Origin of the sequence: Paraburkholderia sp. Tr-20389, assembly GCF_017104565.1 — a bacterium.
Lineage (GTDB): Bacteria > Pseudomonadota > Gammaproteobacteria > Burkholderiales > Burkholderiaceae > Paraburkholderia.
Map to the genome: position 1 here is coordinate 1 of NZ_JAAGPD010000016.1, position 12,845 is coordinate 12,845.

General features: G+C 62.1%; 15 protein-coding genes. 11 read left to right on the forward strand and 4 right to left on the reverse strand.

All coding sequences use genetic code 11. The features are described 5' to 3' along the window. Both G3N95_RS17415 and G3N95_RS17420 read right to left on the reverse strand, forming a co-directional pair. Positions 1 to 929, reverse strand: a 929-nt coding sequence (locus G3N95_RS17415; RefSeq protein WP_205971332.1) for a DNA-binding protein, incomplete at its 3' end; no start/stop codon positions are given. A 256-nt stretch (positions 930 to 1,185) separates the two neighbouring features. Then, complete coding sequence (locus tag G3N95_RS17420; protein ID WP_241018641.1) at positions 1,186 to 1,563, reverse strand: helix-turn-helix transcriptional regulator; 378 nt, start codon at positions 1,561 to 1,563, stop codon at positions 1,186 to 1,188. A gap of 339 nt (positions 1,564 to 1,902) precedes the next feature. Between G3N95_RS17420 and G3N95_RS17425 the strand changes: the two genes are divergently transcribed. The 6 genes from G3N95_RS17425 (at position 1,903) to G3N95_RS17450 (ending at position 5,271) form a co-directional block, all read left to right on the forward strand. Continuing rightward, the gene (locus G3N95_RS17425; RefSeq protein ID WP_205971333.1) at positions 1,903 to 2,400 is read left to right on the forward strand and encodes a hypothetical protein; all 498 of its coding nucleotides are present in this window, start codon (positions 1,903 to 1,905) and stop codon (positions 2,398 to 2,400) included. A gap of 4 nt (positions 2,401 to 2,404) precedes the next feature. Next, the gene (locus G3N95_RS17430) at positions 2,405 to 3,190 is read left to right on the forward strand and encodes a metallophosphoesterase (protein ID WP_205971334.1); all 786 of its coding nucleotides are present in this window, start codon (positions 2,405 to 2,407) and stop codon (positions 3,188 to 3,190) included. A 162-nt stretch (positions 3,191 to 3,352) separates the two neighbouring features. Next, the gene (locus G3N95_RS17435; protein WP_205971335.1) at positions 3,353 to 3,628 is read left to right on the forward strand and encodes an antitoxin Xre/MbcA/ParS toxin-binding domain-containing protein; all 276 of its coding nucleotides are present in this window, start codon (positions 3,353 to 3,355) and stop codon (positions 3,626 to 3,628) included. Between the two features lie 2 nt (positions 3,629 to 3,630). Next, a complete protein-coding gene (locus G3N95_RS17440) occupies positions 3,631 to 4,152 on the forward strand; it encodes an HAD domain-containing protein (RefSeq protein WP_205971336.1) in 522 nt (173 codons plus the stop codon). 185 nt (positions 4,153 to 4,337) lie between these two features. Beyond that, a complete protein-coding gene (locus G3N95_RS17445) occupies positions 4,338 to 4,625 on the forward strand; it encodes a hypothetical protein (RefSeq protein ID WP_205971337.1) in 288 nt (95 codons plus the stop codon). Further along, positions 4,618 to 5,271: a hypothetical protein gene (locus G3N95_RS17450; RefSeq protein ID WP_205971338.1), complete on the forward strand. Its 654-nt coding sequence runs from the start codon at positions 4,618 to 4,620 to the stop codon at positions 5,269 to 5,271. Before G3N95_RS17445 ends, G3N95_RS17450 begins: the two co-directional genes overlap by 8 nt. A 552-nt stretch (positions 5,272 to 5,823) precedes the next feature. Here the strand turns inward: G3N95_RS17450 and G3N95_RS17455 are convergent. Both G3N95_RS17455 and G3N95_RS17460 read right to left on the reverse strand, forming a co-directional pair. Beyond that, positions 5,824 to 6,090, reverse strand: coding sequence for a DUF4148 domain-containing protein (locus G3N95_RS17455; RefSeq protein WP_205971339.1), 267 nt, complete (start codon positions 6,088 to 6,090; stop codon positions 5,824 to 5,826). 136 nt (positions 6,091 to 6,226) lie between these two features. Next, entirely contained in the window at positions 6,227 to 7,171 is a 945-nt protein-coding gene (locus G3N95_RS17460) for a LysR family transcriptional regulator (RefSeq protein WP_205971340.1), read from the reverse strand. A 181-nt stretch (positions 7,172 to 7,352) separates the two neighbouring features. Between G3N95_RS17460 and G3N95_RS17465 the strand changes: the two genes are divergently transcribed. From G3N95_RS17465 to G3N95_RS17485, 5 genes are all read left to right on the forward strand, one after another. Continuing rightward, a complete protein-coding gene (locus G3N95_RS17465) occupies positions 7,353 to 8,276 on the forward strand; it encodes a dihydrodipicolinate synthase family protein (RefSeq protein WP_205971341.1) in 924 nt (307 codons plus the stop codon). Positions 8,277 to 8,475: 199 nt separating this feature from the next. Further along, positions 8,476 to 9,918: an MFS transporter gene (locus G3N95_RS17470; RefSeq protein ID WP_205971342.1), complete on the forward strand. Its 1,443-nt coding sequence runs from the start codon at positions 8,476 to 8,478 to the stop codon at positions 9,916 to 9,918. 175 nt (positions 9,919 to 10,093) lie between these two features. Further along, complete coding sequence (locus G3N95_RS17475) at positions 10,094 to 11,167, forward strand: porin (protein ID WP_205971343.1); 1,074 nt, start codon at positions 10,094 to 10,096, stop codon at positions 11,165 to 11,167. Between the two features lie 579 nt (positions 11,168 to 11,746). After that, positions 11,747 to 12,025, forward strand: coding sequence for an HU family DNA-binding protein (locus tag G3N95_RS17480; RefSeq protein WP_205971344.1), 279 nt, complete (start codon positions 11,747 to 11,749; stop codon positions 12,023 to 12,025). 404 nt (positions 12,026 to 12,429) lie between these two features. Beyond that, the gene (locus tag G3N95_RS17485; RefSeq protein ID WP_205971345.1) at positions 12,430 to 12,816 is read left to right on the forward strand and encodes a hypothetical protein; all 387 of its coding nucleotides are present in this window, start codon (positions 12,430 to 12,432) and stop codon (positions 12,814 to 12,816) included. Positions 12,817 to 12,845 lie beyond the last annotated feature (29 nt).

Here is a 12,845-nt window from a genome sequence, read left to right on the forward strand (position 1 = left end):
TGGGCCGGCTGCGTGGCGTGCGCCGCCGGCGGCGCCTGAAGGGTCTGCAGTGCTTGGAGCGCATGGCGCTGTTCGGCGACCACGGTCGCGAGTGCCGCGGCCTCGGCGGCCACCTGCCGGTGGGCGTCGCGCCCGCTGGCCACGTCCTCGAGCAGCCGCTCGCGCAGTCCCTCGAGCGCGGTGATCCGGATCTGCGCATCGGCGAACTGTGTCGCTAGCCGCTCGCGCTCGGCGGCGAACGCATGACGCTGGTGCTCGGTCTCCTGCAGCAGGCGCTTCGACAGACCATCATAACGGGACCGCACGTCGGTCAGTTCCGTCACGTGGGTGTGCCGTAGGCTCTCCAGCGTGGTGCGGGCGGCATCGAGCTGCGTCTGCAGGGCGACCGTCTCCTCAGCCAGGCGCTGCGCGCCTTCGACCGCGTGGCGACTGCTGGCGCGCAGGTCGGCCAGTTCGGCGTCGCGGGCGGCGAGCCGCTCGCGCAGTTCGCCAAGCTCGATCCGCAGCATCTCGCTACGCACGTCGGCGTCGTGCCGTGCCGTCTCCGCATCGGCCGTCACCTGCTGCGCGTGCTGGCGCAGCCGAACGACGTCGTCGAGCTGCACGCTGACGGCAGCGGCCCACAGCGCGCGCATCTGTTCCGCGATCGCGTCGGGCAGGCCGGGCAACGCAACCTCAGTGAGACCCGCCTGCACCAGTTCGGCCTCGATCGCGTTCAGTGCCCGCGACAGCACCGCCGGATCGCCGGCGCCCAGCCGCGCGCGCAGGCGCCGCACGGATACCGCGCGCCGGAAGCGCTCACGGGTGACCGGGGTAGCTGGCGAGGCTGGGGTGGCCGGGGCAGTGGATTCCGCGTCGCCCGCTTCGGCGAGCATCGCGAGCACGGTGGTGCGGATCTGGTCGGGGGTGACGGCGGCGGGGCGGGCCATGGCGGGACTCCGGCGCCCGGCGGGAGGGGGCGCGGCGGTGTTTCAATGACTTCTTCAAGTCTAGTTCACGCACGGCCCGAACGTTAGATGACCGCTTCTGGACCGGAAACGAAAGCCGTCCCGGTGATAAACGCCCTTATCACCGGAAAACAGACTTGCGCTTTGGCTTGCCTGCAAGGCTTGATGCACCGGTGCTGTGAGGCGATGCCGAGGAATTACGGCCGGTGGAAACCTGCGTCTGGAAAATCACGTTGCCCTAGCGATGCGGCTTCCGGCTGGCACGTCCTCCGGCGGGGGCGTGGCGAAGACGCTCACACAGTTCGGTTAGCCACTCGCTCACCCAGATGCGGTCCGTAGCGTTCAGGTGACTGAGCGTCTCGGCCAGTTCTTCTGCAAGATCGCTTGGGCGTGAAGAACCCCGACGCAGCAGGGTACTGGCGGGGACGCCATAAATTTCTGCCAGTTCGATGAGTCTGGGCAGCGAGGGCAGGACCGTGCCGCGCTCAAAGCGGCTGATGGTCTCCACATTGACGCCGATCTGTTCGGCGACCAGTTCCTGGGCGTAGCCGGCCGCTATGCGGGCGCGGGCGAGCGTTTTGCCGAGCATTTCGGCGAAGTTCTGTTCTGCGGACAAGGCGGCCGGGGGTCAACATGACGTGTTGTTGGTCAACACAGATGCTCGCCGGACCTGGCAGTTTGCGTAACAACATGATATGTTGGGTGTCAACATTGCATGTTGACTGGGGGCGAAGAGGGCAACGAGTCCTTGCCGCTTTCCCCTGATCTTGCGAGGTGTTGCCATTCATCTGTCGGTGAGGACGGGCCGAAACCCGTCGGCGGGTCCTAGGTGTCGTGATGCCGACCTGAGTGTGTCTGAACTTCGAAAACACAAAGGCCGGATGCGATGACATTCACGCCTGCCAGTCCAGCGCACATTGCGTTGGATGAGCAGGCTTGTCGCTGGAGTGATCGTATGTTTTTGACTTCTGACCAGAACCGTCTGCCGACAGGACAGGCATTCCATCCGAGCGTAGCGATGTGGGCTGTCGCCGAGATGTGGGGCGGTGGAGACGTGCTCATCCTGCAGTTCGCAGCGACAAGGCGTGGCCTTGCCCGGGTTGCAATGGTGGAGTTCTCTTCAGCCGCTGCAGCGACGCTGATGCAGTTGGAATCGGATGGCCAGATTGTGCGGGGCGCCGCGGTGCTGAGCGCCAGGTCGCAAAAGAACTCCGCTCAATGGAAACTGGAGCCGCTGCGCGAAATTCATCTCGGCGCGACGGAAGCCTTTGACGACCAGCATCCGTTGGTGTCGTTTGTGCGATTCACGACAGCGGCAGGTAAGCAGCTATCACTGCCCATGGGGGTTGCTGACAAACACTCGCGTGGCCGGCGGATCTATCCGACCAATCCGGCGCGTTCTCCAGGCACTGGCCGCCGGAAGCCGGCGACCGGTGCCGCGACGACGACCTGACAGCATGCGCGTCCAGATCGCCTCAGACCTGCATCTGGAAAACCTGCATCGGAGCTTTCCGGGCTACAACCCGGTCACGCCGTCCGATGCGGACGTGCTGGTGCTCGCGGGCGACATCGCGAATGGGGCAGATGCGGTCGAACATTTTGCGCGCTGGCCGGTACCGGTCATCTACGTGCATGGCAATCACGAAGCGCATGGCGCGAAGTACGGCGCGCTGGCCGATGACATCCGCACGCGCGCGACCGGCACCATGGTTCATTACCTTGAGCGTGAAGCGCTGGTCGTGGATGACGTGAGATTTCTCGGCTGCTGCCTGTGGACGGACTATGCGCTCGATGGCACGCGCGACGAAAGCATGGCGCTGGCCGACCGCATGATGCATGACTACCGTGCGATCCGCATCGATGATGGCGAGCGGTTCCGGCCTGAGCACGCGCTGGCCGAGCACGAGAAGGCACTGGACTGGCTGCAGGAGCAGCTCGCAAAGCCCTTCAACGGCCGCACGGTCGTGGTGACCCATCACGGCGTGGCACCGCCATCGGTGCATCCACGTTACGCGGGTGATCCGTTCAACGCCGCGTTCGTCAGTGACCTAGGGGCACTGCTTGCCCACGCCGATGTGTGGATTCACGGCCACGTGCATGACTCGTTCGATTACCGCGTCGGCGGGACGCGCGTGATTGCCAACCCGCTCGGCTATGCGAGGAACCGCCAGATGGCGGGGATGCCGGCCGGCCTGAAGTGGGAAAACGCGGCGTTTGATCCTGCGCTGGTGATTGAGGTGTGATCGCGCGTGCCGGGGTGCGCTGCCGGCAACCGGGCGACGACGGGCGCGATCGGGTCGCCGCAGGGAATACGAAGCACTGGAAATGCTGCAAGCGGCAGCCGGCGGACATCACTACACGCCGTGTCGTTCGCGCGTTGCAGATCGAATGAAAGGAGGCAAAGCATGACCGAGATCGAAAGGCTGGCGAAAGAAGTGTCGGAGCTGTACGCGGACATCGAACGGGCCGGTTGCCGGGCCGTCGACGCGCTGCGTTCGAGTGACCCGGATCTGGCCGACGCGCTTCTTGCGACTTTTGAATCCGGGGATCGGGCCGGCGACTGGCTCACGAGCCAGCCGATCGGATTCGACGGATACAGCGCACTTGAACTGCTGGCGCAGGGCGAACGGGAGCAGGTCATGCAGGTCCTGAACCATCTGCGTATCGGCCTGTGTACATGAGGATGCCAGAACCATTCAGCGACGTGCTGCCAGAACACCGGGCAACCGGTCCTGCGGTGGTTCCTTTTCTGTTTCTTGACTTCGACGGGGTGCTGCATCCCGTCGGTGAGCCCGCACTTGACGACGACTTCTGTCTGATCGACAACCCGGGGCTTTTCATCTGGCGTCCGATCCTGGAGGCGCTACTGGTTCCCTATCCGGCCGTGCGGATCATCGTCAGCTCGGACTGGCGAAGGCTGTTCGACGACGCAACGCTGGTACGGCTACTGGGTCCATTGGGCAACCGGTTTTTGGGGGTGGTGGAGAGTGTCGGATCGTGCCGGTCCGCGGAGATCCTGATGGAAGTTCGTCGCAGGAAACTGGTTCACTGGCTCGCCATCGACGATCATCCGAGCGTCGTTGCGGCGCAGGCGACGGAGCGCGGCTTTATCGCCTGTGCGCCTGCGCGTGGTCTGAGTGACCCGGCGGTCCAACGGGCGGTGAGCGACAGGCTGTCGGCGCTTGACGACCAGCCGGTCGGGTAGGTTCGCTGCGCGCTTCGCGGGGTTCCCGCAGGGCAGCAGGACATACACACCGCGTCGGTTCCCGCTGGTCGTCCGTGTGCAAAAGACTACGTCCATAGGGGAGTCGCTGAAAGGGCCACCGGCAGGCGTTCGGGTTGAGCGAAAAGACTACAGATATAGGGAAGTCACTTCGACAGGGAGGCCACGTGACCAAGGCAAACCGGCGAAAAAGACGGCGACAGGCATTGCCGCCGGACGAAAGCATCGAGCAGATCGATGCGCGGATGAGGGCGTTCGCGCTCGCCACCCGTGAGTGGTGGAGAAAGGCCGCAAAGACACCTTTCCCTGACAACAACATCACCGTACTGGCCGGCCCGACGAGACGAGTGCGCCCGGAACCCGCGGCGTCGAAGCGGGAGCGCGCCATCGACAGCCGTCCGCGAGACGCGGAAGAGGTTCCGCCCGAGCAATCGCCTGGAGACGCTGATGTTTGACTATCGCGGCGTCGACCGGAAACAGATTTCTGTGTGTGTATGCGACCGGTGTGGCCGGCGCATGCCGCACACGGACCCGGAACATGCGGAGAAGCAGTCGCTGGCATGGCAGACCGGCGCGTATTCGATCTTTGGCGACGGCAAGCATGTTCGCATCGATCTGTGCCAGCACTGTGTGCGCAGCGTACTGGGCCAATGGTTGTCCGTATCCGAGCCAGCAACGGAGGCGGAACAGCGTGCGTTCGCGCTGGCGTTTCGTGACAGGCTGCTCGCCAAAGACTGGCCGGATAGCGCGCAGATTGGCGCACGGCTGGGCGTATCAGCGAGGGACGCGGCTGCGTATGTCCATCGCTTGCGAACGGAGGGCATCATCTTCGGTGTCTGGAGCGAGCCGCGCCAGCGCTATGTCTATCCGGATTTCCAGTTCGACCGCGAGGGACGTCCGCTTCCGGACATGGCGACGCTGCTCGCGATCCTGCCGGACCGGGGCGGAGAAAGCGGCGGATGGGATCGTGCATGGTGGTTCTACTGGCCGTGCCGGATGCTCGATGGGGCGAAGCCAGCCGACGTTTTTGTGAGCGCGCCGAAGCGCGTGATCGATGCGGCGACCGACGAGTTCCGACAGCCGAGGGACGCGGACTGGTGAATGATTCGGACCAATTCAGTCACTCACCAATGACCTTATGTCCCACACGCCAGCGGAGCCACGCGGCAAGCTGGCTATCCGACCGGCTCGGTAACGGTAACGGGTCGCGTCCGAGCGCAGATCTTTCAAGCTTGAACGACGCTTCACGGAGCCCAGACGTCGTTCGAATGTCCAAGGAACGACGTTCGCGACCGTCGCTTCATGGCCGAACCCAGTCCGATGCAAAATTGGCCGCCCCACCCGGACATATAACGACTCGTGTGGGGCGTGGCTTCCGAATGGCGGCCCTGATGCCTCAACCTTTTATTAGGTTGTGGGCGCAACGTTCCCGCGTCGCGATTGGAGAACATTGCCAAACTGTCGCGCCGTTCGCCACGAAAGCCGAATCCCGGAGAACACTTCCTGGGCGGCTGAGATTGATATCTCACGCGCCCGGGCGTGGGAAATGGCCGTGCCTCAAATCGGACTGCAGGGCAAGGACGGCCCACAGTCTTGCTGTTGCTCAATAGGTCCGACGCGCGCGGCCTCTTCCGGACAAGTCAACGCGGAAAGTTAGCGTTGCTGTGTGCCGGTATCGGCGTGGCTCGCAACCTGGCGCTGCGACGCGCTTTGTTGTTCAGCTTGCAAGCGGGCTTCAGCCTTTTGCAGCCTTGCCGGGTAATCAGGATCATCGGGGATCGGCTTGTATCCGGCTTGTTCGAGGTTAGCAAGTTCAGCTTTTACCTGCGCACGCGTGACCGGCGCGTCGCTCTGGGCGAAAGAAGCAACAGGAGACAGGGCGAGAACGGCGAACGCAGCTGCTACAAAGATCTGTTTCATCACACACCTACTTTTAAGCGTCAGTTAATCTGGTACCGCGCTGAAGCGCCAAATTATATGCGCCGATGTGTAGGTGATTACCCTTATTCTTGTAACAGTAAATTGCCGGATGCGATTCTGCCCCTGGCGCGGTCCTCTAGATGGAGCGCAGAAAGGCTGCGGACATGCCCAGGCGGAGGTCCGAGGACAGGCTCCGCGAGCGCGCAATTTCCTTTGTGAGTTGCATCACGGTGCGACAGGCGAGGGTCAGTTCCCCGTGAGGCGACATGGCCAGCGCAATGAACCGCGGCACTGGCGGATCAACAACCATCGACGCCTGCAAGCGGCACTCCTTTTCGAGATTGGCTATCGCGTAAGGTCCAAGCAACGCGTAGATGCCGCCGTCCGCGACGATATGACCCTGCAGGCTCAGGGAGTCGGCTTCCGCCGCAAAATGCAGTGTGACCTGGTGTTCGCCCGCGATCTGTTCGAGCCGGTCGCGCCAGCTATTCGGCCGGCAGAAGGACACAAGCGGAATCCCGTCGAGCCTCGAGAACGCAACCGTGGGCTGCCTGGTTAAAGAATCGCCTTCAGCCCCGACCAAATACGTCGCCGCTTCGACCAGATACTCGTCTCCGTTTTTCGGCGTCGGATTATTTCGAAACAGGATGGCGAGATCAACGCTTCCGCTTTCCAGCCACGTTTCCAGCAACGCCCCCTGTCCTTCGCGCACCTGTAACTGCACCAGCGGGTAGCGCTCTCGCAGGCGATGGTAAAGGCTGCTCACAAGCGGATGAGCGGTGGACGGCAAAATGCCGAGCCGGACTACCCCTATGGGCTCTCCGGCCGTACTGCGGATGTCATTGGACAATTGCTCCGTGCTGGCAAGCCAGGCCCTGACCCGCGGCGCGATACGCGCGCCCAACTCGGTCAACACCACGCCTCGGCCAGTCCGCTGAAACAGCCGGCCGCCGCAGTACTGCTCAAGCTCCACGATTTGTCGGCTGATATGGGGCTGGCTCGTCCCATAAGCGGCGGCCGCCTTACTCAGGCTGCCCAGTTCTGCCGCGTCGATAAATAACTTCCAAGCCGCGTAGTCCACCGCCAAAGCCCTGTGCGAGATATGTCAAATCAGTATAGCTGAAATGTGCGGTTAGGCGGTTCCCGCATGGGGTGCCGATCCCTACACTGCAACGCATGCACCGTTGTTTCAGCTTGACGCGAAAGAGCAGCGGGCTCTCCTCTCAGACAGAGGAGCGGAAAAGTTCACACTTGGAGACGTCATGAAAGCGATCGATCTGCGCGGTTTGGTCCCGGCCCCCGTTACCCCCTTTACCCGCAATGGCGCGGTGGATCACGCAGCAATTCAACGGCTGGGCTCCTGGCTCGGCAGCATCGAAGGTGTCAAAGGGCTGACCGTTCTCGGGCACGCTGGCGAAGGCACGTTCATGACGCAGAAAGAACAGGCTCAAGTCATCGAAAGCTTCGTGAAGTCTGTCGACGGCAAGATTCCGGTCATCGCCGGTATCACGCTCGAAGGTACGCAAGTCGCCGTCGACGAAGCGAAGAGGGCCGTGGAAGCCGGCGCGTCGGCCGGTCTGGTTTATCCGTCGCACGGCTGGCTGCGCTTCGGTTACCAGAAGGGCGCACCGCAAGACCGCTACCGCGCCATCTACGAAGGCAGCGGCCTGCCGCTGATCCTGTTCCAGTACCCGGACGCAACGAAGGCGACCTACAACCTCGAAACGCAACTCGAAATCGCCGCACAACCGGGCGTCTTTGCGATGAAGAACGGCGTGCGCAATATGCGTCGTTGGGATGTTGAGATCCCCATCATCCGTCGCGAGCGTCCGGAACTGCAGATCCTGACCTGCCACGACGAGTATCTGCTCCACACGATGTTTGACGTTGACGGTGCGCTCGTCGGATACGGCGGCCTGGCTCCGGAGCCGCTCATCGAACTGATCAAGGCGGGCAAGGCGAAAGACTATAAGGCTGCTCGCGCGATCCATGACCGGCTGCTGCCCGTGACGCGCAACGTCTACCACCGTGGCTCCCACATGGAAGGTACCGTGGCTCTCAAGCACGGCCTCGTGGCCCGCGGCATCCTCGAGCACGCCACGGTGCGCTCGCCGTTGCTGCCGCTCGCGGAGGGCGCGGACGTTGAAATCGCGGACGCGCTCCGTTCCGCTGGCCTCGTCGACTGATCCGGGAGCGGAACAACCACCGTTGGATGTATCGACGGTGAGCATAACGGTGACGCGCGAAAGCGCGTCGCCAATAACAAGATCGGGAAACGACCAAAAAAAAGCGCTACTTCGCGACTTACGAAGACAGAGGCGCGAGCGGTGCTTCAAAACAAGAAGAAAACCGGGGGCCCATAAAATGCAGCTTTTAGGAGACAGCATGAACACCCCATCGACCGCCTACGGTGTCGGCCTTGGTCAATCCCCGAGCGACACGCGTCCCGTGAGCGAGCAACTACGTGCTGCGAATCTGCTTTTTCGCATCGAGAACGTGCCGTTTTGCAGGTGGCACACCAAGGCACGTATCGTCATGGGCAGCGCGACCCTCTTTGACGCATTCGACGCGCTTTCCCTTGCCTTCGTTCTGCCGGTACTGGTCGGTCTCTGGCATCTTTCTCCGAGCCAGATCGGCGTGCTGATCGCCGCCGGGTATCTTGGTCAGGTCGTAGGCGCGATGTTCTTTGGCTGGCTCGCCGAGCGACTGGGGCGTGTACCCAGCGCCACCATTACGGTGGGCGTTATGTCGGCAATGAGCGTTGTTTGCGCCTTCACCGGCAGCTTCCACATGCTGTTCCTGATGCGCTTTCTCCAAGGCATTGGTGTCGGCGGAGAAGTACCGGTAGCGGCGACGTACATCAACGAACTGTCTCAAGCCCATGGCCGGGGACGTTTCTTCATCCTGTACGAACTCATTTTTCCCCTTGGCCTTCTCGCTGCCGCGCAACTCGGTGCTTTCATAGTCCCCCGCTTTGGTTGGGAATATATGTTCCTGATCGGCGGCATTCCTGGTGTCCTTGTGGCCCTCCTGATCGCACGCCTTCCTGAATCCCCGCGCTGGCTCATTTCACACGGGCGTTTTGACAAGGCGGAACGCATCATCGAGCGGCTGGAGGCGAGCACGACGAAGCGCAATCTCGATACGCAGACGCAGAAGGCCGAGGTTGACGACCGCGTGGTGAGCCTTCTGAACGGACTCCAGTCGAACCGGAAGGGAACCTGGAGAGAACTGTTCTCGCCGTTCTACCGCGGACGCACCGTTGTCGTATGGTTGCTTTGGGCGAGTTCATACTTCGTCGCCAATGGGATCAACAACTGGCTGCCGAGCCTCTACAAGACCGTCTACCACCTGCCTTTGCAGGATTCGCTTCACATGGCGTCGATCTCAAACGTGCTCAGTACGTGCGGCGTACTTGCGTGCGCATTGTTTATCGACCGGGTAGGACGCCGCCGCTGGGCAATGGCCTGTTTTATCATCAGCGGAGTCCTACTGGCCGCACTTGGTATCTATGGTGCCGGTAGCGCCTGGTCCGTGATGTTCCTTGGATCATCGGCCTACGCAGTAATGGCGACGACAACCGTCCTTCTGTACCTGTACACCCCGGAAATCTATCCGACACGTATGCGCGCCATCGGCACCGGTCTGGCGACTTCCTGGCTGCGAGCAGCGTCTGCTGCTGCCCCCGCAATCGTGGGCGTCGTATTGACCGGACGAGGCATCGCTGCGGTATTCGTCATGTTTGCCGCGGTCAGTGCGGTGGGCTTCTTCGTCGCTGCCCGAATGGTGGAGACGACCAATCGCGCGCTCGAAGAGATTTCCCCGTAGTAGCGCTCAATCCCTGACGGCTCCTTCCCCATGACTTAAGGGAAGGAGCTACCTCGCGCCGTCACAGAGCATCTTCAGTGACACGCTAGCTGTAAGCCACCGCCCAAAAGTACTCGCTAAGTAGTACTGAGTGTGTGAGAAAAAAATCACAAAAATATCAATGGAGACAATCGCAATGAAAAAGGCACAACGGATCACGGCCCGCCTTCCTGCACGTGCAGCCGGTCGGCTTGGAGTGACAGCGTTACTCTGCTCAGGCCTCGCATTGACTTTTGCCGGCGGCGCGCGAGCCGATAGCGGCTCGCAGGTCCAGCTGTACGGCCTGATCGGGACGTACGTCGGTAGTGTCAAGCGGAGCGACACGCCGCAGTCGACCGTACTGATGGGAAGCGGTGGACTGACCACATCATTTTGGGGAATCGGGGGCAAGGAGGACCTTGGCGGCGGCCTCAGCGCGATCTTCGCCCTTGAGAGCTTCTTTCAACCGCAGAACGGTGCACTAGGGCGCAGTACGGCGGACCCCTTCTGGTCGCGCAACGCGTACATGGGCTTCAAAGGCGATTTTGGTCAACTCACTTTTGGGCGACATCGAAATCCCACCTATACCGCGGAATCCCTTGTCAATCCGTTCGGTTCATCCACTGTCTTCTCTCCGCTCGTTCTTCAGACGTTCGTGACCAACTACGGGGCCACGATCATTGGAGATACGGTGTGGAACAACACTGCCAAGTACGTGACCCCGACCTACAAGGGTTTCGGCGCGACAGTGATCTACGGCCTTGGCGGCGTTGCGGGTTCTCCGGGTACCGCCAACCTCGGTGTTCACCTGAATTATCAAGGTCACGGTCTGACAGCCGTGCTGTCCGGCCAGCGTGTGAGGTACACCGCGGCAGGGCCGGTCGGCGCGCAGTACGCCTATCTCGCGGGCGCCGCGTACGACTTCAAGCTTGCGACGCTGTACGGGGCGTGGGCGATGACAAGTGACGTGAGTACGCCGACGGGAAGTCACACCTACGAAGCGGGTTTGTCGATCCCTTTCTCGCCAGCCGACTTTCTGCTTGCAGAGTGGGCACGTACGCAGCGTTCGGGACCTACCCATGCGACCAACACCCTTCGCAACACCGCTTCGCTTGGTTACGACCACCTTCTCTCAAAACGAACGGACATTTACGCGATCTATTCTTACGACAAGCTGAGCGCCCACCCCACCGGCAACACGGTCGCGGTTGGCATTCGCCACACGTTCTAAATGCGATCCCGGTCGGCCGGCGCTCACTTAGTTGGACCGACCGGATGCTCCAACGGTTCGTCAGACATTCGGGTTCGATCAGCGCGTTCCGTTGATGGCGGATGCGCCGTCCTTACCAACTTGCCTGCGAGTGCCGGATGCACCCTCGGAAGCTGCCGTTCTTGCAACGCGAGCTTGAACGGCAGCAACGGGTCCGACACCGGTCCGATGACCGATCATCGTGAGCGTGATTGCCGTGATAACGGGGCAGTTATCTCGGCTTGGCTGTCGCTTCGCGATTGGTCGCGTCCACGATACCTTTCAGCGGGCGCCTGGTCATGCAGAATGAAGAGGGCAATCAAAGCCTCTGGTGGGGAAGTAAAGAACGGCGAAGTGAAGGGGTAGATAGTTGGGGCTATCTACCCCTTCATTTCTGGACATTTTTTTAGCTAACAAATTACTCCATTAACGGGGCAGCCGGTCGGCGGTGCGCAGCACGCGCGTCCGGCAGGCTTCGTTCGCGACTGCCGTGCGCCGATTGCGCGGAGCCACGCGGATCGGGTAGGGTGACGGCATCCATCACGACCAGCAGGAGCCCCCATGAACAAGCAGGACCTCATTGACGCCGTCGCCGCTGAAACCGGCTCGAGCAAGGCCGCCGCCGCCGACACGCTCGACGCGCTGATCGGCGCGATCACCACCGCGGTCACGCAGGGCGAGACTGTGCAGCTGATCGGCTTCGGGTCGTTTTCGACGGGTCAACGTGCCGCGCGCGTTGGCCGCAATCCGTCCACCGGCGAAGAAATCCAGATCGCTGCGGCAAAGACGGTGAAGTTCACCGCTGGCAAGGCGTTCAAGGACGCGCTGAACGGCCAGTAACCGTCAGCGCGTTGAGTCGTTGAGTTGAGCGTTGCCACCGGTCCAGCCAGTTTCCCCATGGGCTGAGATGGGCTGGACCACTGTCACGCCGAGCACATAGGCCGTTTGATTGAGATCGCGGCATCCGCGGCCTGTGGAGCCGGCGACAGTCGGCAAGGGAGGGTGGCCGCGAGGGCCGGCAAATTCGGCCTTCCGTAGCAGTCGGCGATCAGGGATCACCGTGGCCCGGGCCATGGCGTGCACCGGGCCGACCGCAGTGCTGACACTGCGCGCCAGGTTCGGGCTTGGCTACAATAGGGGTACCGATCAGCCATGGCCGTTGACTACATCACATGAGTTCAAAGCGAGGTCCGGGCAGCGCGAGCCGGCCCAGACGTCCCCTTTCGAAAGCAATGTTGCTACCCATGGACGCGACGTCCGCGCGGGAGCAGTCGCTGTCCTATCATCTGGCGCTTGCGACGTGTCGGAGTGGTCACGGGAACAGCTATCTGTTCAACGAACTGATGCGCACCGTGTATGTCGCGTGGTTTCTCCAGCGGGCGGGGTACGGTGACGAACCCGTCGCCCTGTACAAGCGGGCCGAGTATGCGGTCGAAGCGGCGCTCACGCTTGCGCATGAATCGGGCGAATGGCTGCTCGCAGACGAGGCGTTACCGGTTTTTGAGAAACTGCTCGCGCTGCATGACTCGCAACTGACAGTTGTGCCGCTGCATAAGGTCATTGACGCCGAGCGGCAGCTCGCACGGTTCCTTCACGGAACAGCCAGTTCGCCCATTCCCGAAACAGATTGAACCGTGCCGGCAACCGGACACGTCATCAA